The organism is Phenylobacterium sp., assembly GCF_041916435.1.
GTDB lineage: Bacteria > Pseudomonadota > Alphaproteobacteria > Caulobacterales > Caulobacteraceae > Phenylobacterium.
In genome coordinates, this window is record NZ_JAYRZM010000001.1 from 1 (window position 1) to 25,345 (window position 25,345).

The window sequence follows — 25,345 nt, forward strand, 5'->3', positions numbered from 1 at the left end:
GTACGTGAGCTGGGTTCAGAACGTCGTGAGACAGTTTGGTCCCTATCTGCCGTGGGTGTACGAAGCTTGAGAGGATCTGTCCCTAGTACGAGAGGACCGGGATGGACACACCTCTGGTGGACCTGTCATGGCGCCAGCTGTGCAGCAGGGTAGCTAAGTGTGGAATAGATAACCGCTGAAAGCATCTAAGCGGGAAACTAACCTCAAAACAAGGCTTCGCCGAGAGCCGTAGTAGACCACTACGTTGATAGGCCAGGTGTGGAAGTGCGGCGACGCATGTAGCTTACTGGTACTAATCGCTCGATCGGCTTGATCGTTCTTAGTTGAACTCATGGGCGCTCTGGTTTGAGCTTCCCAGACATTGATGTCTTCACTGCATCCGTTTCGTTGACCTGGTGGCTATGCCGAGGAGTCCCCACCCGATCCCATTCCGAACTCGGTCGTTAAGCTCCTCTGGGCCGATGGTACTTCGTCTTAAGGCGCGGGAGAGTAGGTCGCCGCCAGGTCTACCAAACGGATGCACGTTCAGACCCTTCAATCACGATCACCGACACCGGCTTCGCCGCGGGGTGGAGCAGCCCGGTAGCTCGTCAGGCTCATAACCTGAAGGTCACAGGTTCAAATCCTGTCCCCGCACCCAAATATCGAAGGCCGTCCTGCGAATGCAGGGCGGCTTTTTTGCGTTTGGGGCCGGCGAAAGCCCGCGGCCGTCAAGGCGACGCAACAATCGGCCGGTATCTGACCCGTTCGGCTTTCGAATGGGGGATTCCTTGGCGAGATATGTTTGGGCGAGCCTGATCTGGCTCGGCGTTTTCCTGGCTTCCGCGGCCGGCGCGCAGGCCGCGCCGCCGCCGCAGCCGAAGCTCGTCGTGGCCCTCGTCATGGACCAGTTTTCCCTCGAGCTGTTCGAACGCTATCGGCCGACCTTCACCGGCGGGCTGAAGCGGCTCTCCGACGGCTGGTCCTTCGCCGGCTACCAGAGCCATGGGGCGACCGAGACCTGCCCCGGCCATTCCACCATCCTGACCGGCGACCATCCGGCCCGCACCGGCATCGTCGCCAACAACTGGTACGACCGCGCGACCGGCTCGAACGTCTACTGCGTGTCCGTCCGCGGCGTGGCCGATCTCACCGCCAGCGGCTCGGCGCTGCTTCGGGTGGACACCCTGGGCGACTGGCTGAACGCGCAGAAGCCGGGCTCGCGCTCGTTCGCGGTGTCCGGCAAGGATCGCGCGGCCATCATGATGGGCGGCCACCACGCCGACGCGGTCTACTGGTGGGCCAACGGCGTCGGCTTTTCGACCTCCCAATACGCCGGGCCGGCCACCGACGAGGTGCTGGCGCCGGCCAAGGCGTTCAATGACAAGACGTTCGCGGCCTGGCGCGCGACGCCGCCCAAGCTCTGGCCGGCCGAATACCCGGATCGCTGCAAGGCCCTGGAGACGCCGCACACCTTCGGGCGCTACGCCTCCGCCGGCGCCCTGCCGCCGCCGATGTCCGAGGGCGCGGAACTGACCGACCTCAACGCGGTCGAAGGCGTGTTCGCCGACCAGCTGCGCGTCTCGCCGCTGTTCGACCCGCTCACCCTGGCCTTCGCCGAGGACATTGTCGAAAGGCGGAAGCTGGGCCGCGGTCCAGGCGTGGATCTGCTGGCCGTCAGCCTGTCGGCCACCGACCACATCGGCCACCGCTATGGCAACGGCGGCCCGGAGATGTGCGTCCACCTGGCGGTGCTGGACGCCGCCCTCGGGCGTTTCTTCGACCAGCTCGACGCGATCGGCGCACCCTATGTCGTGGTGCTGACGGCCGACCATGGCGCGGTGGATGCGGCGGAGCGGCTGGAAACGCCGGCCGAGCGCGTCGACGTCTACCGGGTGGTCGGCGGCCTCAGCGCGCATCTTCGCGAGCGGTTCGACCTGGCCTACGACCCGCTGGCCAACAACGACGCGCGCCAGATCATCCTCAACCTCGGCCCGGCCGACGAGCCCAAGCGCCAGGCCATGATCGACGAGGCGCTGGCCTGGCTGAAGGCCAGACCCGAGGTGGCCGAGGCCTATTCCGCCGAAGAGATCGCCAAGGCGGCCCCGCCCGTCGGCAAGCCGGTGACCGACCTGACCATGGCCGAGCGCTTCAACGAGAGCTACGACCCCGAACGGAGCGGCGACATCATGGTGGCCTACCAGGAGCGGGCGAGCCTGGGCGTTCCGCTGTCGCCGGCCGACAACGTCGCCGGCCACGGCTCGCCCTGGGATCACGACCGCCGCGTGCCGATCCAGTTCTGGTGGCCCGGCGTCGAGGCCGAAGCCGGCTCCGCGCCGATCGAGACCGTCGACATCGCCCCGACCCTCGCGGCCATGATCGGCGTCTCGCCGCCGGCGGTCGACGGCCGCTGCGTCGAGCTGGGGCAGGGCTGCCCGCGCTAGCCCGCCAGCGGACGAGAACGCGCCGCCGCCCCTTCCCGGGCCGGGACGGGGCGGCGGTCGGTCTCTCCTACGCCTGGTTCAGCAGCGCCGTGGCCTCGTCCAGCCGCGCCGCATAGGCCTTCAGGGCGTCCGCGGTGACGCCGATATAGGTGGTCACGTCGTCCCAGCGCTCCTGCTCGATCGCCTCGCGCACGCCCGGCAGGGTCTTGGCGCCGTAGCCGGAGTAGCGCCCGGGCGCGTCGATCATGTTCTTGTACCAGGGCCGGCCCGGCAGGCCCTTGTCGTTCAGGAGGGTCTGGCTGATCGAGCCCATGATCGCCTGCAGCTTGGCGGCCTTGGCCGCCGAAAGCCCGGCGCCCTTGGCGGCGAGCGCCGCATTATAGGCCTCGGCGCTCTTGGTCAGGCCCGCCACCGCCGTGTCGAGCGGCGCGAAGTCGAAGGCCGGAACCGGCTTCAGCGGCGTCGGATCGGCGTGCGACAGCGTCGGGTCCGACGCCAGCTCGAACGCGTGGTCGGCGAGCAGCTTGGCCTGCGCCTGCGCGGCCTCGCGCTTGGTGTCGGCCAGCTTCTCCACCTCGCCGACATAGCGCGCCATCGTCGAGGCCATGTCCGCCGGGTCCTGCAGGGGCAGGGTCGAGTCGGCCGCGGCGATCACCGCGTGGCCCACGGTCTGCGACAGCACCTTTCCGTAGACGAAGCCCGGATCCATGAACTTGGACTGGTGCTCGAAGGTGTCGTAGCGCGAGTGGTAGACGCCGCCGCCGGGCGTCTCGCCGCCGAAGCCCAGGTTCAGCGTGGCCACGCCCAGATGGTCGGCGAACGAGGAATAGTCCGACCCCGAGCCCAGCGGGCCGAGCGGCAGCGCCGAGGACGGATCGGCGGCCGCCTTGGCCATGGCCTTCACCGAAGGCGGCGCGCCGGGGGCGGCGGCTTCCACCATCAGCCTGGCCCGCGCCCGCTCGGTGACCGGCGCGTTGGTCTCCGGATCGGTGACCGTCGCGGCGGTCGTGGTGATGAACTTCGCCAGGTCCGGATGGCCCGAGGCGTGCAGATAGCCGCGCCCGTTGCCGTCGGTGTTGATGTAGATGATCGCCTTCTCTTTCAGCTCGTCGGCGTGCGTCTCGGCCCATTCGGTGGAGCCCAGCAGCATCGGCTCCTCGCCGTCCCAGCTCGTGTAGACGATGGTGCGCTTGGGCTTCCAGCCGGCCTTCACCAGCGCGCCGAGCGCCTTGGCCTCGTCCATCAGCGCCACTTGCCCCGAAAGCGGATCGCCCGCCCCGAACACCCAGCCGTCGTGGTGGTTGCCGCGCACCACCCACTGGTCGGGCCAGGTCGAGCCCTTGAGGGTGGCGATCACGTCGTAGACGGGCTTGAGGCTCCAGTCGGACTTGACGGCCAGGTGCACGGGCGGGCCGCCCGATCCCACGCGGTAGGTGATCGGCAGCGCGCCGCGCCAGCTTTCCGGCACGACCTGGCCGTCCATCGCCGCCATCAGCACCTGGGCGTCGCCGTAGGAGATCGGCAGGGCGGGGATCTTCAGCACGCTGGCGGCCGTCTCCCGCGTCAGCCGCTTGGCGTCCTTGGTCGCGCCCACGCCCGGCGTCAGCGGATCGCCCGGATAGATCATCATGTCCATGGCCGAGCCGCGCTGGATGCCCTGCGGCGGGCGCATCGGCCCGTCCGGATAGACCGCTTCCTGCGCATAGCCGTCGTCGGCCGGGTCGGAATAGATGATGCAGCCGATCGCGCCGTGATCCTGCGCCAGGCGCGGCTTCAGCCCGCGCCAGACCTTGCCGTAGCGGGCGATGACGATCTTGCCCTTCACGCTCACGCCCATCCGCTCGAGGTCCTTGTAGTCCTCGGGCGTGCCGTAGTTGACGTAGACCAGCGGGGCGGTGACGTCGCCGTCGCCCTGATAGGCCAGATAGGCGGGCAAGGCCGGATCCTTGGCCGTGGCGCTGGTGTCGCCGGGGATCGGCTTCTCCTGCAGGGTCGCCGTGAACGGCTTCGGCCCCAGCATCTCCACCGTCTCGCTGATCGGCGTGGGGAAGAGCACCTCGAAGGTCTCGATGCGGGCGTCCCAGCCCCACTTGCGGAACTGCTCCACCTGGAACTCGGCCAGGAACTTGTCGTGCGGCGATCCCACATGGTTGGGCTCGGCGGCCATCAGCTTCATCCAGTCGCGCTGGTCGTCGGCGCTCAGCTTGGCGTCGAAGCTTGCGTTGAGGTCGGTCGGCGGCCCCTTCGCCTGCGCCACGCTCGCGCCCATCGGCGCGGCGAGACCGGCCGCGATAATCAGGGCGATCAGCGGGCGTTTGGACAGGTTGATCATGGGGGCATCCTCCTCAGACTGGCGGCGCCTCGCCGGGCGCCGTGGTGATCCGGCGTGCAAGGCTCGGCGCTCGGCGCACTGGTGGCAACCTTTGATCAGCGGGCTCGCGCCGGCTGTTGTTCTTGATGATCTTGGGCGCGTTTTGGGCGAACTGGTTCGAATTCGAGCGCGCTGCGCGTCGGCCTGATCAAAATCCGTCTCGCCCGGGGCCGGGCCGCCCCGCCCACCGATGCTCAGGACTTGGCGCGGAAGACGACGTATCGCGCGGCCGTGAAGTTCCACATCAGCACCGTGCCCGTGGCGATCACCTGGGCCAGCAGGTAGGGCAGGCCGGCGCGGGCGAGGCCGCCGACGATCAGGGCGTTCAAGCCGAGGCCCACCAGGCCGACCGCGATGAACTTGAACAGGCCCGCGCCGAAGTGCGGCTGGTGGCTGAAGGTGTAGCGGCGGTTGAGCGTGTAGCTGACGGCCGCGGCCACGGCGAAGCCGGCGCTGGTCGCCGCCACCAGCGGCGCGTGCGCCAGCTCCACCAGCGAGATCAGGATCGAATAGTGCACCACCGTCGCCACGACGCCGACCGAGGCGAACCGCAGGAATTCATGCGCCAGGCGGCGCAGGCGCGGATTGTCGGCGAGGAGGGGCAGGGGCGGCATCGGGCGCAATATGGTCCAGACCCGGGCCCGCCGTCATCAACAGAGCTTGACCGTCCAGAAACTTTGTCGCGCGGGCCCGCGGCCCGGCGGGACAAATGGAAAGGGCCGGCGTTTCCGCCGGCCCTCCCACGTTCGATGAACGCGCGATCAGCGCTGGGCCAGCTTGGCCGAGTCGGTCGCGGCCATTTCGCCGGCGCCGTACACCTTGGCCATCGCGGCCTTGACCGTGTCCTTCTTGCAGCGGCCGTAGGCTTCCAGCCGGAAGCTCTCGCTCGAGGTCGCCCGCAGGCACACGCTGCGCGCGGCGGCGGTGATGTCGGACTGGATCTGTTCGGGGGTCTTCGACGTCAGCGACACGCGGACTTCGTGGGCGCTCGCGGGGACGGCGATAGCAGCGGCGACGGCCGCCAGAGCAACAAAACGAACCATTTTTTGCATTCCCGGAAAGGGGGTTGAGATCAACCACCTCCCGGCGCGTTCCTCCGGCCGTGATCTCAACTGAACGTCGATCACTTTGCCTGAGGCGTGAAATGCCGCCGTTCGCGGGCCGCATCAAGCGAAGATTTTGCGATGCAGCATTGCGATGTTGCGGTGCGGCGCAATTGGGCGCCGCTGTCTGTCCGCTAGGCGCCGGTGATCCAGTCGCCCGTCAGGCTCGACAGGGTCACCCCCACCAGGATCATCTGTCCGCCGCCGGTCATGTCGATGACGACGTCCGCGCCCACCTGGCTGACGGTATAGGTCGTGCCGGCGTCCACCAGCACGCTGTCGCCTTCCGCGCGGCTGAAGTCGATCACGCGGTCGATCCCCGCGTCGCCGGAGGTGTGGAAGGTGTCCGCGCCGGCCCCGCCGGAGATGGTGTCGTCGCCCTTGTCGCCCGAGAGCCAGTCGTTGCCGTCGCCGCCGGAAAGGCTGTCGTTGTTCTGGCCGCCGCGCACCCAGTCGTCGCCGGCGCCGCCGTACACGGTGTCCAGCCCCATGTTGCCGTTGACCACGTCGTTGCCGTCGTCGCCGTAGAGCAGGTCCTGGTCCTTGCCGCCGACCACCCAGTCGTCGCCCGCGCCGCCGTGCGCGGTGTCGTTGCCGGCGTTGCCGTTGATGTTGTCGAAGTCGGCGCCGCCCTGGATCACGTCGTTGCCGTCTTCGCCGCGCAGGTAGTCCTGGCCGAGGCCCCCGGACAGGCTGTCGTCGCCCGCCCCGCCGCGCAGGGTGTTGGCCACGTCGTTGCCGGTGATGGTATCGTTCCCCGAGCCGCCGATCGCGTTCTCGATCACCGTCGAATAGGCGATGCCGACGTTGTTCGACCAAGTGTAGGGGCTCTGCGCCAACTGGGTGGCGATGAAGTCGGAGGCCCAGCCGTACTTGCTGCTCCAGTAGGCCACCTGGTCGGCCTCCGACCAGTAGCCGATGCTCGAATAGGCCCCCGGCGTCAGGTCCACGATCGAGCCGCGGGTGAAGTTCGAAAGGTCGAACGTGTCGTTGCCGCCCGCATCGTAGATCGCCTGTACCCACGCGTTCGACTGCGACCAGGTGTAGGTGGTGTCGCCGGCCTCGGTGTTCGGATCGGCGCCGTAGCGCGCCTGGATCGCGGCGATGTCGTAGACCATCGGCGTCGACGGGTAGACCTCCGTCGGAACCGACTGGATGCCGGTCTGGGTCGTCTCGAAGGTCCAGTGAACGTAGCTGTCCCCGTCGGTGTACGACATCACCGTGTTGTTGATGTTGTCGTAGTCGGTCGGCAGGGTCGCGCCGTCTTCGAAGGGGTGCTTCAGGCCCAGCGCGTGGCCGAGCTCGTGGATCAGCACCATGTAGTCGTAGCTGCCCTCGGCGAAGGTCGAGGAGCCGTGGTTGTAGTCGATCCAGACGTCGCCCTGGTATCCCGTGCCGGTCCCCGAGCCCTGGTAGGGCGGGGCGTAGGCGTAGCCCCACACGTTCTCGCCGGCCAGGGAGTCGGTGTTGGTGAACGCCACGCGGATCTGGCCGGGCTCGGTGTCGCTCACCTGCACCAGGTCGATCGCCACCAGCTTGTCCCAGGCCGCCACCGCCTCGGCGAAGCGCGTCACCTGGAACGCGCTCAGGGTGGCGTATTCGGCCTGGTAGGGCTCGTCGCTGGGGCCGTAGCCCGACCACACGCTGGTCGCCGTGGCGGCGCTCCAGGTTACGGTCGATCCGCTCCAGTACTGGTTGGCGTAGAGCAGCGAGTTTACGATCGTGCTCTGGTCCGGAGCGGCCATCCAAGATCCTCAAAGGTGGGGCGGCGAGCGCCACGCCCGTACAACGCGGTCAATCTGCCACGGACAGGACTTGTCCGCCTAGCCGCAGCGGCGACGCAGTGTCCATCGGACGCTTCTGTTCAGTCTGGTCGCGACTGGTGAACAGTCCTTGAAAGTTTCGTCCACGCTGGACTGACGCAACGGCGCTTTCCGACTACTGAAACCGATGCCCGCGATTCCTCCGCCGACCGACGTCGAAGTCGTCATCGTCAGCCCGCCGCGACTGCCGCCCGCTCCGGGCGACGCGGCCTTCGCCGTGGAGCGGCTCGGCCAGCAGGCGCTGGCCCTCGCGCCTCGTCTGGATGACGCGCTGAAGCGGTCGCCCGGCGTCTCCCTGTTCCGCCGCACCGGCAGCGACGCGGCCAATCCCACGATCCAGGGCGTTTCGCTGCGCTCGATCGCGCCCTCCGGCGCCGGCCGCGCGCTGGTCACCCTCGACGGCGCGCCGCAGAACGATCCCTTCGGCGGCTGGGTGATCTGGTCGTCGCTGCCGCCCGAGGGTCTCGCCGGCGTCAGCATCGTGCGCGGCGCGGGCTCCGGGCCCTACGGCGCCGGGGCGCTGACCGGCGTCGTCGCCCTGGAGGAGCGTCCGGCCGTGGACGGGCTCCAGGCGCTGGAGGCTTCCGCCGGGTCCTGGGAGTCCTACCGCCTGGCCATGGCCGGCGGGACGAAGGGCCTGTTCCTCACCGCCGCCGGCTCCACCACCGAGGGCTACACGCCGGTGCGCGGCGCGGCGCGCGGCGCGGCCGATACGCGCGCCGACCTGCATGACGTCTCCGCCTCCGGCCGCTTCCAGCACGAGTTCGGCGACGCCGTCGCCGCCGTGCGCCTCGGCGTCTATCAGGAGCGCCGCGGCGCCGGCCTCGAGGGCGCCAATTCGCTCGATCGCGGCGCCTCGGCCGCCGTCTCGGTCGCCCGGGCGCCGACGCCCGACGCCGGCGGCTGGCGCGCCCAGGCCTGGCTGCGCTCCAGCGACCTGCACAACACCTCCGCCGCCGTCGCCGCCGACCGCTCCTCCACCACGCCGGCCAACGACCAGTATTCGACGCCGGCGGTCGGCTGGGGCCTGAACGCGGCCTGGCGCTCCCGCCTGGCCGATTTCACCTGGGAGCTGGGCGCCGACGCCCGCTTCGCCGAAGGCCGCACCCACGAGCGTTTCCGCAACCTGGGCTCCGGCTTCACCCGCGGCCGCGAGGCCGGCGGCCGCACCGCCGTGGGCGGCGTCTACGCCGAGGCGACCCTGGCCAGGGAGCGGCTGATCCTCACCGGCGGGGCGCGGGTGGACGCCTGGTCCAACACCGGCGCGGTCCGGCGCGAGACCGACCTTTCCACCGGCGCGCTGCTGCTCGACCAGGGCTCGGCCGACAACTCCGGCGTCACCCCCACCGGCCGCCTCGGGGCGCGCTACCGCCTTGTCGAGGGCCTGTGGCTGCGCGGCGCGGCCTACGCCGGCTTTCGCCCGCCCACGCTCAACGAGCTGCACCGGCCGTTCCGCGTCGGCAATGACGTGACCGAGGCCAATGCGGCGCTGAAGCCGGAGACGCTCTACGGCGCCGAGATCGGCCTGCAAGGCGAGGGCCAGGCGCCCTGGTCGCTCACCGCCTTCTACAACCAACTGCAGGACCCGATCACCAACGTCACCATCGGCGTGGGGCCGGGAACCTTCCCGGTCGCGGGTTTCATCCCGGCCGGCGGCGTGCTGCGCCAGCGCCAGAACGCCGGGTCCATCGAGGCCTGGGGGCTGGAGGCGAACCTAGCCTGGGACGTCTCGCCCCAGCTCTCCTTGCGCGCCGCGGCCTCGGCGACCCATGCGCGGGTCGACGGCGGCGCTTCCGCGCCCCAGCTCACCGGCAAGCGCCCGGCCCAGACGCCGGAGGTCACCGCCACCGCCGGCCTCGACTGGTCGCCGCTGGAGCGGCTCACCCTGTCCGCCGACGCGCGCTACGAAAGCATGCGCTACGAGGACGACCTCAACAGCCGCAGGCTCTCGCCCGGGGTGGTCGTCGACGCCCGCGCCGCCTGGAAGGTGCGCCAGGACGCCGAGGTCTATCTGGCCGTCGACAACCTCGCCGACACGGACCTGGAAGTGGCCGAGACCGCCACCGGCGTGGAAAGCTACGCCGCCCCGCGCGCCGTCAGGGTCGGCTTCTCCCTGAGGCGCTGAAAGCGGCCGGCGGCTATTCCGCCGGCGTCTTGGCGCTGTCGGCCTGCACCGCGGCGGTGATCGCCTCGACCAGCTCGGGGCGGATGTTCTGCGCGCCCTTCTCCATCATGTGCTGGGCGATGCGCGCGCCCACCGCCGCCTGCATGGCGGCGGTGAAGGTGGTCTTGTTCTCGCCCACCCAGGCCATCGAGGCCTCGCGGTTGACGTTCAGCTCCTGGAAGCGCGGCGCCACATAGCGCGCGATCAGCTCGTAGGAGCGCTTGGTCGCCTCCCAGGGCGCCCAGTTGTGCGCCATCAGCAGGAAGCAGCCGAAGCCGCCGGACTGGTCGGCCAGTTGCTGGATGCGCGCGGCCGCGTCGTCCGGCGTGCCGATGATCGCCATGCCGCTGTCCACCATGGCCGCGACCGGGTCGCTCACGCCCTCGGGCACCAGCGGCAGGTTGGCGATCTCCTTGAAGTAGTAGATCCACTTCTCCAGGCCGAAGCGCACGTCCTCCATGGCCTTCTCGCGGGTCTCGGCGATGTGCATCGGCCCCACCAGACGCCAGGCCGAGCGGTCCATGGTCTGGCCGAACTCGGCGGCCCGCTCCTCGGCGATCGCCCAGTTGGAGGCCAGGGCGTTGAACGCCGCCGTCGAGGTCGCGCCGATGGAGAGCAGGCCCGCCCCGTGCTTGCCCGCCGCCCGCGCGCCGGTGGGTGAGACCTGGCTGGCGACCGCGATCTCCACGCCGGGCCGCGAATAGGGCGTCATCTGTAGGCGCGCGTTGATCAGCTCGAACCACTCGCCCTTGTAGGTCACCGTCTCGCCACGCAGCAGCGGGACCAGCACGTCCAGCGCCTCGTCCATCCGGTCGCGCTGCTTGGCCACCGGAATGCCCATCAGGAACGCGTCGGACACCAGCGAGCCGGGGCCGACGCCGAACATCACCCGCCCGCGGGTCATGTGGTCGAGCTGGTTGATGCGGTCGGCCAGCATCATCGGATGGTGGTAGGGCAGGGACGACACCCCCGTGCCCAGGCGGATGTGCTTGGTGCGCTCGGCCGCTGCGGCGATGAACACCTCCGGCGAGGCGATCAGCTCATAGCCGGCCGAGTGGTGCTCGCCGATCCAGGCTTCGTCGTAGCCGAGCTTGTCCATCCACTCGACCAGCTCCATGTCCCGGTGCAGGGCCAGGGTCGGGTTCTCGTCGACCGGGTGGAAGGGCGCGATGAAGGCGCCGAAGCGCAGCTTGGGTCCGAACACGAATACCTCCCTGGAGCGCGGGCCGCGCCTTATCAGCGATCACCATAGCCGCGCGCTGCGGCGCTGCGCCAGATGCCGTCACGGCAATTCATGCTAGGGAGCGGCGCTCGAAGAGGCACGCCGAAGAGACACGGTTTGAACTATCGCCACGCCTTCCACGCCGGCAATTTCGCCGACATCGTCAAGCACGCCGCCGTCCTGGCCGTGCTGGAGCGCCTGACCGGCGCCAAGGGCCCGCTCAGCGTGATCGACACCCACGCCGGCCGCGGACTCTACGACCTGGCCGGCGCCGACGCGCGCCGTTCCGGCGAGGCGCGGGAGGGAATCCTGCGGCTGATGGACGAGGCCGCAGCGCCCGCCGCCTACGGTCCGCTGAAGGCCGCCGTGCGCGAGCTGAACGGCGCCGGCCCGGTCCGCCGCTATCCAGGTTCGCCCTGGCTGATCGCCCGCGCTCTGAGACCTGGCGACAGCTATCTGGGCTGCGAGCTCAATCCCGAGGAGCACGGCGCCCTGCGCGCGGCGCTGGGGGATCGGCGGGGCGTCGAGACGCTGCGCGCCGACGGCTTCGCCGAGGCGCCGGTCCGCTGCCCCGCCCGGGGCGCGGCGCTGGTGCTGATCGACCCGCCGTTCGAGAAGCCCGACGACTACCGCCGCATCGTCGAGACGGTCCGGGCCGTGCGCGCGCGCAACGCCGCGGCGGTCGTCGCCATCTGGCTGCCGTTGAAGGACCTGGAGACTTTCGACGCCTTCCTGCGCGACCTGGAGGACGCCGAGCCCGGCCCGGTGCTGGTGGCCGAGACGCGCATGCGCCCGCTCTCCGATCCCATGAAGATGAACGGCTGCGCGATGGTGTTCGTGAATGCGCCCGCCGGTCTGGAGGCCGACCTCGCCGACATCTGCGCCTGGCCCGCCAAGGCCCAGGGCGAGGGCGGCCAGGGCAAGGTCTGGCGGCTCTGACGCCGGTTTGATCACGCCGCCGCCGCAGTTCGCCTTTTGCGGTTGCGAGATCATCGGCTATGCTGTGCTGCACCGCACAATTCAGCGCAGATGCAGGAGCCGCCTATGGTCGAGTTTTCTGGCATGTGGAAGGAGCGGGCCGACGCGCTCGCGAAGTTGGAAACCGCGATGCGGCTTCCTGTTGGCGCGGTTTCACCGCTTTGGATGATGTTCGCCGGCGCCGCCTCGGCCGGCGTGGCCTACTGGTGGATGGCGCGCCTGGCCAAGCCCGTGAACCTGGAGGCGCTGATGGCCATGCCCCGGCGCCTGCCGCTGCTGGACGTCGCGCCCGCGGTGGACGCCGAGATCGAGACCGAAGCCCTCGAAGCCGAGGCCTTCGCGCCGGAGCCCGCCCCCGAGCCGGTGGTGGAGGAGCTCGCTCCTGCTGAGCCCGAGGCGCCCGAGCCCGCGGCGATCGTGGTCGAGGCGCTCGCCGAGGTCGTCGAAGTGGTCGCCGAGCCCGTGGTCGAGGCCGCTCCCGAGGTCGCCGAGCCGGTGGTGGAAGCCGCGCCCGAGCCCGCCGCGCCCGAAGCCGCCGTGGTCGAGCCGCCCGCGCCGGTCGAGGCCGCTCCCGCGCCCGTCGCCGAGGCCCCTGCGCCCGAGCCGGTGAAGGCCGCGCCCGCCAAGTCCGCCGCCGCCAAGCCGGCGACGACCAAGGCCGCCGCCGCGTCCAAGCCGCCGGCCAAGAAGAAGCCCGCCGCCGCCAAGCCGAAGGCCGCCGCCAAGCCCGCCTCGGAGAGCTAGTGGCGGCGCGCGCGCCGAGCGCGTAAGCATCTGGCCTCGAAGACGGGGCGGGAGGCGGCGCGGTCCTGGGCGTGAAGCGTGCGTTCGACATCCTGATCGCCACGGCGGCGCTGGCCTGCCTGTGGCCGCTGCTGCTGGCGATCGGCCTGATGGTGCGGGCGGATTCTCCGGGACCGGCCCTGCACTGGTCGCGGCGGGTGGGCCGCGACAACGTCATCTTCCGCATGCCCAAGTTCCGCACCATGCGGATCGACACGCCGGACGTGGCCACCCACCTGCTGGAGGATCCCGATCGCTGGATCTCCCCGCTCGGCCGCATCCTGCGCCGCACCAGCCTGGACGAGTTGCCCCAGCTCTGGAGCGTGCTCGTGGGCGACATGAGCCTGGTGGGCCCCAGGCCCGCCCTCTTCAACCAGGACGACCTGGTGGCCCTGCGCACCGAGGCCGGCGTCCACCGCCTGCGCCCGGGCGTCACCGGCTGGGCCCAGATCAACGGCCGCGACGAGCTGCCGATTCCGGAGAAGGTGCGCCTGGACGCGGCCTATCTGCAGCGCCGCTCCATGGCTTTCGACCTCTTCATCATCCTGCGCACGTTCTCTTCGGCGGCGAAGGGCGCGGGCGTCAGCCACTGAGCGCGCCGATCACGCACCTTTGGTCTCAACCTTCACCGGGCGGATTGACGCTGTATCGAACCGCCGGGCAATCTCGCGCGCCTGAGCCAAGACGCAGGAAAGGTGAGTGGATGACCAAGCTTACAGGCGGACGGCGTTTCGGATGGGTGGTCGCGGGCGTGCTTGTCGCGGCGAGCGCGAGCGCGGCTCTGGCGGCCACGGCGGCCCAGAACGCGGTTTCCGCGCGGCAGGAGAACTTCAAGCACCTGGGAGGCGCGTTCAAGACCATCAACGACGAGCTGAAGGGCGGCTCGCCGGACATGGCCAAGATCGGCGCCGCCGCGGCCCAGATGGATCAACTCGCCGCCAAGGTTCCGACCTGGTTCCCGAAGGGAAGCGGCGTGGAGTCCGGCGCCAAGACCCGCGCCCTGCCTGAGGTCTGGTCCGACGCCGCCGGCTTCGCCGCCGCCGAGCGCAACCTCCAGACCGAGGCGGCCAAGCTCGACAAGGTCGCCTCCAGCGGCGATCTGGCGGCCCTGCGCGCCCAGGTGAAGGCCACCGGCGGAACCTGCAAGTCCTGCCACGACAAGTACCGCGCGCCGGAGAAATGACCGACGCCGTCGCGCCCGCCGTCCGCGGCCGGCTCTGGGACCTGCCCACGCGGGTGACCCACTGGTCGCTCGTCGGCTTGGTGGCGTTCTCCTGGTGGTCGGCCGAGACCGGCCACATGGATTGGCACCGCTGGTCCGGCTACACGGTCCTGGGCCTGCTGGTCTTCCGCCTCTTCTGGGGCTTCGCCGGCTCGTCCACGGCGCGCTTCGCCAGCTTCGTGAAGGGGCCGGGCGCGGTGCTCGCCTATGCGCGCACGCTCGGGCGGCGCGAGCCGTCCGAGAGCGCGGGCCACAATCCGCTGGGCGCGCTCAGCGTCATCGCCCTGATCGCGGCCCTGATCGCCCAGGTGGTCTTCGGCCTCTTCGCGGTGGACGTCGACGGCCTGGAGTCCGGGCCGCTGTCGACCTTCGTCGATTTCGACACCGGCCGCGTGTTCGCCGAGCTGCACGAAACGAGCTTCAACATCCTCGTCGTCCTGATCGGGCTGCACCTGGCGGCGATCGCCTATTACCTCGTCTACAAGCGCGAGAACCTCGTGCGGCCCATGGTCACCGGCTGGCGGGCGTTCACGTCCGCCGCGCCGCAGGTGCGCTTCGCGCCGGCCTGGCTGGTCCTGGTCGGGATCGTCCTGGCCGTCGCGGTCGCCTGGTTCGTGGCCAAGGGCCTGAGGATCTAGCGGCGGCTCAGCCCGCCGCGTCGCGCAAGCAGCTCAGCCAGGCGTCCTCGCGCGCCTTCTCGGCGTCGCGCAGGGCGGCCTCGGCGTCGCGCACCGCCGCGTCGTGCTTGCGCCATTCCAGCACCGCGCCTTCACGGGCGGAGCGGGCCGCCTCCATGGTGGGGAAGCGGGCCAGCACCGCGCGCACGCTGTAGGTCACCGGCGGGCCCACGGTTTCGCGGTCGGGGTAGAAGCCCGTGACCGAGTCGCCGGTCTCCGTCTCCACGTGGAAAACGTCGGCCCAGCCCGCGTGGTGGCGCATCAATGCCCAAGGCCGTTCGATCCCTTTGCTCACCGCATTCTCCTTAGAACCTCGCCGAATCCGTCGCCGGTCGGCCGGTTGCAAACTAACGCGCCGTCGTGACGGGTCCAACGCCGCCGCGCCGATTTCCGCTTTGCCATAGTTCAGGTTCCATGGAAAAGCTCGGTCATTGCATTGATCCATTTCATTGATGCTTGGAGCGATCATGACGGATTTCGTCGTCGGCGCCCGGTTCTGCGGGCCGCCCAATTCCGGCAACGGCGGTTATGTGGCGGGTGTTCTGGCCCGCGACCTGGAGGGGCCGGTCAAGGCCGTGATCCGCGCCCGCGTGCCGCTCGATACGCCCCTGAGCCTGAAGACCGAGAACGGCGAGACGCTGATGCTCGACGCCGAGGGCGCGCTGATCGGCAAGGGCGAGGCCGCCGACGCCGGCCAGCTTCCCGAGCCTCCCGCCGCCCCCGGCCTGGAGGCGGCCCAGGCGGCCGCGGCGCGCCATCCGGGCCATGGCCAGCGGTTCCACCCCATCTGTTTCTCCTGCGGGCCCGAGCGCGAGGAGGGCGACGGCCTGCGCGTGTTCGTCGGCCAGCTTGAAGGCGCCGAGCCCGGCGTCAGCGCCGGCCCCTGGACGCCGCACGCCGCCTTCGCCGACGAGGACGGGCTGACGCCGGTCGAGGTGATCTGGGCCGCGCTCGACTGTCCGGGCTACTTCGCCTGGGTGATCAAGGAGGGCCGCCATGGCGCGCTCCTGGGCACCATGACCGGCGAGGTCCTGCGCCGTCCCGCGGCCGGGGAGCCCTGCATCGTCACCGCATGGCCGCTGGAGCGCGACGGGCGCAAGGAGTTCGCGGGCGTTGCCTTGTTCAGCGCCTCGGGCGAACTTCTCGCCCGAGCCCATCAGGTGTGGATCATGATGGGCCCGCCGCCCCAGGCGGCCGCGGCGCCCGTCGTGGCGGCGCAGGCCTGAGGCGCGAACGGGCGAAAGCAACAAGAAGAGGGCAGGGCGGATGACCCCGGCGTCGGTTTCGGATTATCGCGAGCTGGCGCGGCGGCGCCTGCCCCACATGTTCTTCGAATACATCGACGGTGGCGCCTACGCCGAGGTGACGCTGGCCCGCAACGTCGCCGACATGCAGGCGCTCGCCCTGCGCCAGCGGGTCATGCGCGACATGACCGAGGTGGACATGAGCGTCGAGGTGGTGGGCCAGAAGCTCGCCATGCCGGTGGGGCTGGCGCCGGTGGGCATGGCCGGCATGTACGCCCGCAGGGGCGAGGTGCAGGCGTCGGCCGCCGCCGCCGAGGCCGGCGTGCCCTTCTGCCTGTCCACCGTCGGCGTCTGCACGCCCGAGGAGGTGGCCGCCGGCTCGGGAACCCCGCCCTGGTTCCAGCTCTACATGCTCAAGGACCGGGGCTACATGAAGGAGCTGCTGGCCCGCGCCCGCGACGTGGGTTGCCCGGTGCTGGTGTTCACCGTCGACCTGCCGCTGCCGGGCGCCCGCTACCGCGACGCCCGCTCCGGCTTCGCCGGCAGGGGCCTGAGCGGCCAGATCAACACCGCCTGGCAGGGGATCACCCACCCCGACTGGACCTGGGACGTCTTCGTGAACGGCCGGCCCCACACCCTGGGTTCGGTGGCCGGCGCCATTCCGCAGGGGCGCAGCGTCACCGACTTCCTCGGCTGGATCGCCCGCAACTTCGACCGCTCGGTCACCTGGGCCGATATCGACTGGGTGCGCCAGATCTGGGACGGGCCGATCATCATCAAGGGCGTGCTCGACGCCGAGGACGCCCGCGACGCGGTCAAGGCCGGCGCCCAGGGGATCGTGGTCTCCAACCACGGCGGCCGGCAGCTCGACGGCGTGCGCTCCAGCGTCGCGGCCCTGCCGCGCATCGTCGACGCCGTCGGCGCGGACCTGGACGTGTTGATGGACGGCGGCGTGCGCTCCGGTCTCGACGTGCTCAAGGCCCTGGCGCTGGGGGCCAAGGCCTGCCTGGTCGGCCGCGCCTGGGCCTTCGCCTTGGGCGCGGGAGGCCGGCCCATGGTTTCGCGGATGCTCGGCACCCTGAAGAGCGAGTTGGCGACCGCCATGGTGCTGACCGGCTGCAATCGCGCGCGAAACGCCGATCGGACGCTGCTGGACGCTGCAGATTAGAAGATCATTTCAATGTGATGGGCTGGGCCCCATCGACAAGGCATGATCTTGCCGGGTAAATGCCCGTTCCAGCAGCGCATTGGACGACCGGTCACGCCGGCCGTCTAAACGCGCGCCTATAGCAGTGGGAAGGTCCGAATGGGGGCGCCTGAACGGCAAGGTCTGTACGACCCGCGTAATGAACACGACGCATGCGGCGTTGGCTTCGTAGCCAATATCAAAGGCCGCAAATCGCACGACGTGGTCACCGCCGGGCTGCAGATTCTGCTGAACATCGACCACCGCGGCGCCGTCGGCGCCGATCCGCTGGTGGGCGACGGCGCCGGGATTCTGCTGCAGATTCCGGATGCGCTCCTGCGCGACTGGGCGTCCAAGGAACAGGTGGAGCTCCCCCCGCCCGGCGAATACGCCGTGGCCATGTGCTTCCTGCCGAGCGACGCGGCCGCCCGCAGCCTCGCCGTCGAGAAGTTCGAGCACTTCCTGCGCGTCGAGAAGCAGCCGCTGATCGGCTGGCGCGACGTGCCGGTGAACACCGACGGCCTGGGCAAGGCCGTGCTCGACGAGATGCCGGTGATCCGCCAGGCGATCGTCGGCCGCGGGCCGAACGTGAAGAACCAGGACGCGCACGAGCGCAAGCTCCTGGCCGTGCGCAAGCAGACCCAGAACCCGCTGGCCCAGCTCGCCGAAAAGAACAACCTGCCGGGCCTGACCGACTTCTACATGCCGTCGTTCTCGACGCGCACGGTGGTCTACAAGGGCCTGCTCCTGGCCGGCCAGGTGGGCGGCTTCTACGAGGACCTGTCCAACCCGCTGACGGTGTCGGCCCTGGCGCTGGTCCACCAGCGGTTCTCCACCAACACCTTCCCGTCCTGGAAGCTGGCGCACCCCTATCGGTTCATCGCCCACAACGGCGAGATCAACACCGTCCGCGGCAACGTCAATTGGATGAACGCGCGCCGCCGCACCCTGGAATCCGACCTCCTGGGGCCGGACCTGGACAAGATGTGGCCGCTGATCCCGCACGGCCAGTCCGACACCGCCTGCCTGGACAACGCCCTGGAGCTCCTGCTCGCCGGCGGCATTCCGCTGGCGCACGCGGTGATGATGCTGATCCCCGAGGCCTGGGCCGGCAATCCGCTGATGGATCCCAAGCGCAAGGCCTTCTACGAGTATCACGCCGCCCTGATGGAGCCGTGGGACGGCCCCGCGGCCGTGGCCTTCACCGACGGGCGCCAGATCGGCGCGACCCTCGACCGCAACGGCCTGCGTCCGGCGCGCTTCGTCATCACCGACGACGACATGGTGATCATGGCCTCCGAGGTCGGCGTGCTGCCGGTTCCGGACGAGAAGATCGTGCGCAAGTGGCGCCTGCAGCCCGGCAGGATGCTGCTCATCGACACGGAAGAGGGCCGCATCATCGAGGACGAGGAGATCAAGCGTCGCCTCGCCGAGGAAGAGCCCTACGAGGAGTGGCTGGCCGAGACCCAGTTCAAGCTGGAAGAGCTGCCCGACGTCGACGAGCCGGAGCCCGAGCTGGTCAACGATCCCGCCCCGCTGCTCGATCGCCAGCAGGCCTTCGGCTACACCCAGGAAGACATCCAGTTCTTCCTCGAGCCCATGGCCAAGGCCGGCGAGGACCCGATCGGCTCGATGGGCGCGGACACGCCGATCGCCGTGCTCTCCAAGCGGCCCAAGCTGCTCTACGAGTACTTCAAGCAGAACTTCGCCCAGGTCACCAACCCGCCGATCGACCCGATCCGCGAGGAGCTGGTGATGAGCCTGGTGTCGATGATCGGCCCGCGCCCGAACCTGCTGGGCCGCGAGGCCGGCACGCACAAGCGCCTGGAAGTGGCCCAGCCGATCCTCGCCAACGCGGACGTGGCCAAGATCCGCTCGATCAGCGAACTGCTCGACGGCTCGTTCCGCACCGAGACGCTGGACGCCACCTGGCCGGCCGAGGAAGGCGCGGTGGGGCTGGAGCGGGCGCTCGAGCGCCTGTGCCGCGAGGCCACCGACAACGTGCTGGCCGACAAGAACATCCTGATCCTGTCGGACCGGGCGGTTTCGGCCGACCGCATCCCGATCCCGGCGGCCCTGGCCACCGCGGCGGTGCACCACCACCTGATCCGCCAGGGCCTGCGCATGCAGACCGGCCTCGTCATCGAGACCGGCGAGGCGCGCGAGGTGCACCACTTCTGCGTCCTGGCCGGCTACGGCGCCGAGGCGGTGAACCCCTATCTCGCCTTCGAGACGCTGGAGCAGATCCGCGTGCGCAGCGGCCTCGAGCTGTCCGCCTACGAGGTGCGCAAGAACTACATCAAGGCCGTCGGCAAGGGCATGCTGAAGGTGATGTCCAAGATGGGCATCTCCACCTACCAGTCCTATTGCGGCGCGCAGATCTTCGACGCCGTGGGCCTGTCTTCGGCGCTGGTGGAGAAGTTCTTCACCGGCACCGCCACGACCATCGAGGGCGTCGGCCTGTTCGAGATCGCCGAGGAGGCGGTGCGCCGCCACCGCGACGCGTTCGGCGACAACCCGATCTACAAAACCATGCTGGACGTGGGCGGCACCTACGCCTTCCGTCTGCGCGGCGAGGCCCACGCCTGGACGCCGGAATCGGTCTCCAAGCTGCAGCACGCCGTGCGCGGCAATCTGCCGGACGAGTACCGGCAGTTCGCCGCGAGCATCAACGAACAGTCCGAGCGCCTGCTCACCATCCGCGGCCTGATGAAGTTCAAGCCGGAGGCGGGGCCGATCCCGCTGGAGGAGGTCGAGCCGGCCAGCGACATCGTCAAGCGCTTCTCCACCGGTGCGATGAGCTTCGGCTCGATCAGCCGCGAGGCCCACACCACCCTGGCGCTGGCCATGAACCGCATCGGCGGCCGGTCGAACACCGGCGAGGGCGGCGAGGAGCCTGATCGCTTCAAGCCCCTGCCCAACGGCGATTCCATGCGCTCGCGGATCAAGCAGGTGGCGTCCGGCCGCTTCGGCGTGACGACCGAGTACCTGGTCAACGCCGACGACATCCAGATCAAGATGGCCCAGGGCGCCAAGCCCGGCGAGGGCGGCCAGCTTCCGGGCCACAAGGTCGACAAGAACATCGCCCGGGTGCGCCACTCCACCCCGGGCGTGGGTCTGATCAGCCCGCCGCCGCACCACGACATCTATTCGATCGAGGATCTGGCCCAGCTCATCCACGACCTGAAGAACGTCAATCCGGCCGCCCGCATCTCCGTGAAGCTGGTCTCCGAGGTGGGCGTGGGCACCGTCGCCGCGGGCGTCTCCAAGGCGCGCGCCGACCACGTGACCATCTCCGGCTTCGAGGGCGGCACCGGCGCCTCGCCGCTGACCTCGCTCACCCACGCCGGCTCGCCCTGGGAGATCGGCCTGGCCGAGACCCAGCAGACCCTGCTGCTCAACGGCCTGCGCACCCGCATCGCCGTGCAGGTGGACGGCGGTCTGCGCACCGGCCGCGACGTGGTGGTCGGCGCCCTGCTCGGGGCCGACGAGTTCGGCTTCGCCACCGCGCCGCTGATCGCGGCCGGCTGCATCATGATGCGCAAGTGCCACCTGAACACCTGCCCGGTGGGGGTGGCCACGCAGGATCCGGTGCTGCGCGCGCGCTTCACCGGCCAGCCCGAGCACGTGATCAACTACTTCTTCTTCGTGGCCGAGGAAGTGCGGGCGATCATGGCCGAGCTGGGCTTCCGCACCTTCAACGAGATGGTCGGCCGGGTCGACCGGCTCGACATGCGCGAGGCGCTGGACCACTGGAAGGCCTGCGGCGTCGACCTGTCGCGCATCCTGCATTCGGCCCCGATGGAAGCCGCCAAGGGCCTCTGGAACCTCGACCGCCAGGACCATGGCCTCGACAAGGCCCTGGACCACAAGCTGATCGCCGAGGCCGAGCCGGCCCTGGAGCGGCGTGAGCCGGTGCGGATCGAGACCACGATCCGCAACATCAACCGCACGGTCGGCGCGATGCTCTCCGGCGAGGTCGCCAAGCGCTACGGCCACGCGGGCCTGCCGGAGGACACCATCGCCGTGCGCCTGACCGGCACCGCCGGCCAGAGCTTCGGCGCCTTCGCCGCGCGCGGCGTCTCGCTGGAGCTGACCGGCGACGCCAACGACTACGTCGGCAAGGGCCTGTCCGGCGGCCGCGTCGTCGTGCGCCAGCCGACCGGATCGAGCCGCAAGCCGACCGAGAACATCATCGTCGGCAACACCGTGCTCTACGGCGCCATCGCCGGCGAGGCCTACTTCGAGGGCGTGGCCGGCGAACGTTTCGCCGTGCGCAACTCCGGCGCCGTGGCGGTGGTCGAGGGCGTGGGCGACCACGGCTGCGAGTACATGACCGGCGGCGTCGTGGTGGTGCTGGGCGAGACCGGCCGCAACTTCGCCGCGGGCATGAGCGGCGGGGCGGCCTACGTCTACGACCCCGAGGGCCGCTTCAAGGATCTGGTGAACCCGGCGATGGTGGACCTGGAGCCCGTCGCGCCGGCCACCTCCAACGACGATGAGGACGCCGAGGGCCGGCCCAGCCAGCGCTCGGTCTCGGCCGAGAACAGCGGCATGGGCGACATGCTCGCCTACGACGCCGAGCGGCTGAAGATCCTGATCGAGCGCCACCTGCTCTACACGGGCAGCGAGCGCGCCCGGGAGATCCTGGACAACTGGGACGAGGCGGTCGGCCGCTTCGTGAAGGTCATGCCCAGGGATTACCGCCGGGCGCTGAAGGATCTGGCGGCCGAACGGGCCGCCGCGTCCGCCGTCGCCGCCGAATAAGCATTCAAGTTTAGGAGAAACCGAGATGGGCAAGCCCACCGGCTTCCTCGAAGTCGAGCGCCATGACCGCGGCTACGAGCCGGCCAAGGAACGCCTGAAGACCTGGAACGAGTTCGTCGTCCCGCTGCCGGCTCCCGAGCTGAACCAGCAGGCGTCGCGCTGCATGAATTGCGGGATTCCGTACTGCCACCAGGGCTGTCCGGTGAACAACCAGATCCCGGACTTCAACGACCTGGTCTATCGCGACCAGTGGCGCGAGGCCCTGGACAACCTGCAGTCCACCAACAACTTCCCGGAGTTCACCGGCCGGGTCTGCCCCGCCCCGTGCGAGGCCTCCTGCACCCTGAACATCCAGGACACGCCGGTGACCATCAAGACGATCGAGTGCGCGATCGTCGACAAGGGCTGGTCCGAAGGCTGGATCGCCCCGCAGATGTCGCCCCGCGGCACCGGCAAGCGGGTGGCGGTGGTCGGCTCGGGCCCGGCGGGCCTGGCCTGCGCCCAGCAGCTCGCCCGCGCCGGTCATGCGCCGACCGTGTTCGAGAAGAGCGACCGCATCGGCGGGCTGCTGCGCTACGGCATCCCCGACTTCAAGATGGAGAAGCACCTCATCGACCGTCGCATCAAGCAGATGGAGTCCGAGGGGGTGATCTTCCGCACCAACTTCGAGATCGGCGTGACCGTCTCGGTGGAGCGGCTGCTGGACGACTACGACGTGATGGTGATGGCCGCCGGGGCCGAGAACCCGCGCGACCTGCCCGTGCCGGGCCGCGAGCTGGACGGCGTGCACTTCGCCATGGACTTCCTGCGCCAGCAGAACAAGCGCGTGGCGGGCGACCCCGAGGACGTGGCTGCGCCTGGCGGCACGATCTCGGCCAAGGGCAAGCACGTGGTGGTGATCGGCGGCGGCGACACCGGCTCGGACTGCATCGGCACGTCCAACCGTCAGGGCGCGGCCTCGGTGACGCAGCTCGAGATCATGCCGCAGCCCCCGGTGAAGGAGAACAAGCAGATGACGTGGCCGGACTGGCCGCTGAAGCTGCGCACCTCCTCCAGCCACGAGGAGGGCTGCGAGCGCGACTTCGCCGTGGCCACCAAGCGGGCGCTGGGCTCGAACGGCAAGCTCGAGGCCATCGAGTGCGTCCGCCTGGAGTGGGTGGACGGCAAGATGACCGAGGTCGCCGGCAGCGAGTTCCAGATCAAGGCCGACCTGGTGTTCCTGGCCATGGGCTTCGTCGGCCCGCGCCATGAAGGGCTGGTGAGCCAGGCCGGCTGCGAGCTCGACGGCCGCGGCAACGTCAAGGCCGACACCAACGACTACCGCACCTCCACGCCCAAGGTGTTCGCCTGCGGCGACATGCGGCGCGGCCAGTCGCTGGTGGTCTGGGCGATCCGCGAGGGCCGCCAGTGCGCCCAGGCGGTGGACGCCTACCTGATGGGGGCGAGCAAGCTGCCCCGATAGGGCGGCCCCCGCTCAGGGCTGCAGGACGTAGGTTCCCGGCGCCGGCTCCAGCGGCGGGCAGCCGGCGTCCGCCGCGCCCATCGGCGGCGGGGCGACGCGCCCCGAGCTCGCCGTCTTCAGGAAGTCCGACCAGGCGAGCCACCAGGAGCCCTCGCGCATCTCCGCCAGGCCGAGCCAGGTGTCGGGCGGGATGTAGCGGCTGTTCTCGGCGCGCCGGCCGATGCGGTAGCGGCGGCCGCGGTGGCCGGGCTCGGAGACGATGCCGGCGTTGTGCCCGCCGTTGGTGAGCACGAAGGTCGTCTCGTTGTCGGTGAAGAGCTGCACCTTGTAGACCGAGCGCCAGGGCGCGACGTGGTCGGTCTCGGTGGCCACCACGAACAGCGGCGCGGTGATGTCGTTCAGCGCCACCACCTGTCCGTCGACCGAATAGCGGCCCGCCGTCAGCCGGTTCTCCAGGAACAGGCCGCGCAGGTACTGCGAGTGCATGAGGTAGGGCAGGCGGGTCTGGTCGGCGTTCCAGACCATCAGGTCGATCACCTCGTCGCGCTCGCCCTGCAGGTACTGGCGCACCATCTTCGACCAGACCAGCTCGTTGCTGCGCAGGGCGCTGAAGGCGCCGGCCATCTGGCGCGGCTCCAGCACGCCCTGGTCCCACATCAGGTCCTCGAGGAAGGCGATCTGGCTCTCGTCGACGAACAGCATCAGCTCGCCCGCCTCGCTGAAGTCGACCTGCCCGGCCAGAAGGGTCAGCGAGGCCAGGCGCGCGTCGTCGTCGCGGGCCATGGTGGCGGCCGCGATCGCCGCGGTGGTCCCGCCCAGGCAATAGCCGGCCAGGTGCACCCGCCGGTCCGGAACGATCCGGCCGACCGCGTCGAGCGCAGCCATCACGCCCTTGGTGCGATAGTCGTCGAAGCTGACGTCGCGGTCCGCGGCGGTCGGGTTGCGCCAGGAGATCATGAAGACCGTGTGGCCCTGGCCGACCAGCCAGCGGACCAGCGAGTTCTCCGGCCGGAGGTCGAGGATGTAGTACTTCATGATCCAGGCCGGCGTGATCAGCACCGGCTCAGCCTCGACCTGATCGGTCGTGGGCGAATACTGGATCAGCTCCATCAGCTCGTTGCGGAAGACCACGCGGCCGGGCGTGACGGCCAGGTCACGGCCGACCTTGAGGGTCTGGGCCTCGTCGTCCGGCTCCTTGGCCAGGGCGCGGCTGGCGTCGTCGGCGTAGTTGATCGCCCCGCGCACCAGGTTCATGCCGCCCTGGGCGAGGGTCGCCTTCAAGAGCAGCGGATTGAGCAGCAGGTTGTTGGAGGGGGAGAAGCCGTCCAGCACCTGGCGGCTCATGAACACCATGCGGTCGGCGTGCTTGGGCGACATGCCGCGCAGCCGCCGGGCCGAGCGCTCCCAGAAGTCCTCGAGCGCCAGGAAGCCCTGGGCGTAGAGGTTGAAGGGCGCCATGCGCCATTCGGGCGCGTCGAAGCGGTGGTCGCCCGGCCGCGGCGGGAAGGGCTCGTGGCCGGGCTCGCGCATCAGCGAGCGCCAGGCGAACCGCTGCAGGCGGAAGAGGCTGGTCCAGGCGGTGGCGTAGAGCTCGGTCTGGCGGCCCGGCGCGCGCGCCAGGTGCGAGGCCCAGTCGAAGAACGACGCGGTCATGGCGTTCGGCGAGACGCCCTGGGTGACGCGGGCGAGCGCGGCGCGGGCGCTGCGGTCGATGTTCTCCAGGCTGGGTTCGCTCGCCACCCGCGCCGCGGCCGGCGCGGCGGCGGCCCAGGCCGGCCCGGCGTGGGGCGTGGACACCATCAGGGAGCCGGTTGCGCCGGCCGGCGCGCCAGGGGCGTCCACACTCATCAATCGTCCTCCGGCGCGGCGCTCACGGCGAACGTTCCGCCCCCGAGGCCCGGAAACCGCTTTTAGAACCGT

18 protein-coding genes, 1 tRNA gene and 2 rRNA genes are annotated in these 25,345 nt (G+C 70.1%); 14 read left to right on the forward strand and 7 right to left on the reverse strand.

From position 1 onward, the window contains the following. The 4 genes from ACE3TA_RS00005 to ACE3TA_RS00020 form a co-directional block, all read left to right on the forward strand. Nucleotides 1-317 (forward strand): 23S ribosomal RNA (locus tag ACE3TA_RS00005); the annotation flags it as partial. A 74-nt stretch (nt 318-391) separates the two neighbouring features. After that, nucleotides 392-506, forward strand: a 5S ribosomal RNA gene (gene rrf / locus ACE3TA_RS00010). A 57-nt stretch (nt 507-563) separates the two neighbouring features. Further along, a tRNA-Met gene (locus ACE3TA_RS00015) sits at nt 564-640 on the forward strand. 130 nt (nt 641-770) lie between these two features. Beyond that, entirely contained in the window at nt 771-2,423 is a 1,653-nt protein-coding gene (locus ACE3TA_RS00020) for an alkaline phosphatase family protein (protein ID WP_374569626.1), read from the forward strand. Nucleotides 2,424-2,490: 67 nt separating this feature from the next. Here the strand turns inward: ACE3TA_RS00020 and ACE3TA_RS00025 are convergent, their stop codons facing one another. The 4 genes from ACE3TA_RS00025 to ACE3TA_RS00040 form a co-directional block, all read right to left on the reverse strand. Further along, nucleotides 2,491-4,755 carry a transferrin receptor-like dimerization domain-containing protein gene (locus ACE3TA_RS00025; protein WP_374569627.1) on the reverse strand — a complete coding sequence of 755 codons (2,265 nt, stop codon included), beginning with the start codon at nt 4,753-4,755 and terminating at the stop codon, nt 2,491-2,493. Nucleotides 4,756-4,988: 233 nt separating this feature from the next. Then, nucleotides 4,989-5,408: a GtrA family protein gene (locus ACE3TA_RS00030; RefSeq protein ID WP_374569628.1), complete on the reverse strand. Its 420-nt coding sequence runs from the start codon at nt 5,406-5,408 to the stop codon at nt 4,989-4,991. Between the two features lie 147 nt (nt 5,409-5,555). Further along, complete coding sequence (locus ACE3TA_RS00035) at nt 5,556-5,765, reverse strand: hypothetical protein (protein ID WP_374569630.1); 210 nt, start codon at nt 5,763-5,765, stop codon at nt 5,556-5,558. A gap of 266 nt (nt 5,766-6,031) precedes the next feature. After that, nucleotides 6,032-7,642 (reverse strand): M10 family metallopeptidase, encoded by a 1,611-nt coding sequence (locus tag ACE3TA_RS00040; RefSeq protein WP_374569631.1) that lies wholly within the window; start codon nt 7,640-7,642, stop codon nt 6,032-6,034. 205 nt (nt 7,643-7,847) lie between these two features. Between ACE3TA_RS00040 and ACE3TA_RS00045 the strand changes: the two genes are divergently transcribed. Then, nucleotides 7,848-9,845 carry a TonB-dependent receptor gene (locus tag ACE3TA_RS00045; protein ID WP_374569632.1) on the forward strand — a complete coding sequence of 666 codons (1,998 nt, stop codon included), beginning with the start codon at nt 7,848-7,850 and terminating at the stop codon, nt 9,843-9,845. Nucleotides 9,846-9,858: 13 nt separating this feature from the next. Here ACE3TA_RS00045 and ACE3TA_RS00050 read toward each other — a convergent pair whose 3' ends face one another. Continuing rightward, nucleotides 9,859-11,088, reverse strand: a complete 1,230-nt coding sequence (locus ACE3TA_RS00050) for an LLM class flavin-dependent oxidoreductase (protein ID WP_374569633.1) — start codon at nt 11,086-11,088, stop codon at nt 9,859-9,861. A 135-nt stretch (nt 11,089-11,223) separates the two neighbouring features. Here ACE3TA_RS00050 and rlmJ point away from each other — a divergent pair, with 135 nt between their 5' ends. From rlmJ to ACE3TA_RS00075, 5 genes are all read left to right on the forward strand, one after another. Continuing rightward, the gene (rlmJ, locus tag ACE3TA_RS00055) at nt 11,224-12,045 is read left to right on the forward strand and encodes a 23S rRNA (adenine(2030)-N(6))-methyltransferase RlmJ (RefSeq protein ID WP_374569634.1); all 822 of its coding nucleotides are present in this window, start codon (nt 11,224-11,226) and stop codon (nt 12,043-12,045) included. Nucleotides 12,046-12,213: 168 nt separating this feature from the next. Beyond that, nucleotides 12,214-12,828, forward strand: a complete 615-nt coding sequence (locus ACE3TA_RS00060; RefSeq protein ID WP_374569635.1) for a hypothetical protein — start codon at nt 12,214-12,216, stop codon at nt 12,826-12,828. Nucleotides 12,829-12,899: 71 nt separating this feature from the next. Next, complete coding sequence (locus tag ACE3TA_RS00065) at nt 12,900-13,460, forward strand: sugar transferase (protein ID WP_374569636.1); 561 nt, start codon at nt 12,900-12,902, stop codon at nt 13,458-13,460. A gap of 110 nt (nt 13,461-13,570) precedes the next feature. After that, a complete protein-coding gene (locus ACE3TA_RS00070) occupies nt 13,571-14,050 on the forward strand; it encodes a cytochrome c (protein ID WP_374569637.1) in 480 nt (159 codons plus the stop codon). Next, nucleotides 14,047-14,727, forward strand: a complete 681-nt coding sequence (locus ACE3TA_RS00075; protein ID WP_374569638.1) for a cytochrome b/b6 domain-containing protein — start codon at nt 14,047-14,049, stop codon at nt 14,725-14,727. Before ACE3TA_RS00070 ends, ACE3TA_RS00075 begins: the two co-directional genes overlap by 4 nt. Before the next feature lie 7 nt (nt 14,728-14,734). Here the strand turns inward: ACE3TA_RS00075 and ACE3TA_RS00080 are convergent, their stop codons facing one another. Then, entirely contained in the window at nt 14,735-15,061 is a 327-nt protein-coding gene (locus ACE3TA_RS00080) for a hypothetical protein (protein WP_374569639.1), read from the reverse strand. A gap of 172 nt (nt 15,062-15,233) precedes the next feature. On the opposite strand from ACE3TA_RS00080, the gene ACE3TA_RS00085 reads away from it, so the two are divergent. The 4 genes from ACE3TA_RS00085 (at nt 15,234) to ACE3TA_RS00100 (ending at nt 23,425) form a co-directional block, all read left to right on the forward strand. After that, nucleotides 15,234-15,992, forward strand: a complete 759-nt coding sequence (locus ACE3TA_RS00085; RefSeq protein ID WP_374569640.1) for a hypothetical protein — start codon at nt 15,234-15,236, stop codon at nt 15,990-15,992. Between the two features lie 40 nt (nt 15,993-16,032). Next, on the forward strand, nt 16,033-17,178 hold the full coding sequence (locus ACE3TA_RS00090; RefSeq protein ID WP_374569641.1) for an L-lactate dehydrogenase: 1,146 nt from the start codon (nt 16,033-16,035) through the stop codon (nt 17,176-17,178). A 138-nt stretch (nt 17,179-17,316) separates the two neighbouring features. Continuing rightward, the gene (gene gltB, locus ACE3TA_RS00095) at nt 17,317-21,963 is read left to right on the forward strand and encodes a glutamate synthase large subunit (protein WP_374569642.1); all 4,647 of its coding nucleotides are present in this window, start codon (nt 17,317-17,319) and stop codon (nt 21,961-21,963) included. Nucleotides 21,964-21,988: 25 nt separating this feature from the next. Beyond that, nucleotides 21,989-23,425 carry a glutamate synthase subunit beta gene (locus ACE3TA_RS00100; RefSeq protein ID WP_374569643.1) on the forward strand — a complete coding sequence of 479 codons (1,437 nt, stop codon included), beginning with the start codon at nt 21,989-21,991 and terminating at the stop codon, nt 23,423-23,425. 12 nt (nt 23,426-23,437) lie between these two features. Here the strand turns inward: ACE3TA_RS00100 and ACE3TA_RS00105 are convergent, their stop codons facing one another. Further along, on the reverse strand, nt 23,438-25,273 hold the full coding sequence (locus ACE3TA_RS00105; RefSeq protein WP_374569644.1) for a PHA/PHB synthase family protein: 1,836 nt from the start codon (nt 25,271-25,273) through the stop codon (nt 23,438-23,440). Between the last annotated feature and the right edge of the window lie 72 nt (nt 25,274-25,345).

What these genes read in the sequence shown, in the direction of transcription:
- ACE3TA_RS00025 (WP_374569627.1), bottom strand. Translation starts at nt 4,755, where the DNA reads ATGATCAACCTGTCCAAACGCCCGCTGATCGCCCTGATTATCGCGGCC.
- ACE3TA_RS00030 (WP_374569628.1), bottom strand. Translation starts at nt 5,408, where the DNA reads ATGCCGCCCCTGCCCCTCCTCGCCGACAATCCGCGCCTGCGCCGCCTG.
- ACE3TA_RS00040 (WP_374569631.1), bottom strand. Translation starts at nt 7,642, where the DNA reads ATGGCCGCTCCGGACCAGAGCACGATCGTAAACTCGCTGCTCTACGCC.
- ACE3TA_RS00045 (WP_374569632.1), top strand. Translation starts at nt 7,848, where the DNA reads ATGCCCGCGATTCCTCCGCCGACCGACGTCGAAGTCGTCATCGTCAGC.
- ACE3TA_RS00060 (WP_374569635.1), top strand. Translation starts at nt 12,214, where the DNA reads ATGCGGCTTCCTGTTGGCGCGGTTTCACCGCTTTGGATGATGTTCGCC.
- ACE3TA_RS00070 (WP_374569637.1), top strand. Translation starts at nt 13,571, where the DNA reads ATGACCAAGCTTACAGGCGGACGGCGTTTCGGATGGGTGGTCGCGGGC.
- ACE3TA_RS00075 (WP_374569638.1), top strand. Translation starts at nt 14,047, where the DNA reads ATGACCGACGCCGTCGCGCCCGCCGTCCGCGGCCGGCTCTGGGACCTG.
- ACE3TA_RS00085 (WP_374569640.1), top strand. Translation starts at nt 15,234, where the DNA reads ATGACGGATTTCGTCGTCGGCGCCCGGTTCTGCGGGCCGCCCAATTCC.
- ACE3TA_RS00090 (WP_374569641.1), top strand. Translation starts at nt 16,033, where the DNA reads ATGACCCCGGCGTCGGTTTCGGATTATCGCGAGCTGGCGCGGCGGCGC.
- gltB (WP_374569642.1), top strand. Translation starts at nt 17,317, where the DNA reads ATGGGGGCGCCTGAACGGCAAGGTCTGTACGACCCGCGTAATGAACAC.
- ACE3TA_RS00100 (WP_374569643.1), top strand. Translation starts at nt 21,989, where the DNA reads ATGGGCAAGCCCACCGGCTTCCTCGAAGTCGAGCGCCATGACCGCGGC.
- ACE3TA_RS00105 (WP_374569644.1), bottom strand. Translation starts at nt 25,273, where the DNA reads ATGAGTGTGGACGCCCCTGGCGCGCCGGCCGGCGCAACCGGCTCCCTG.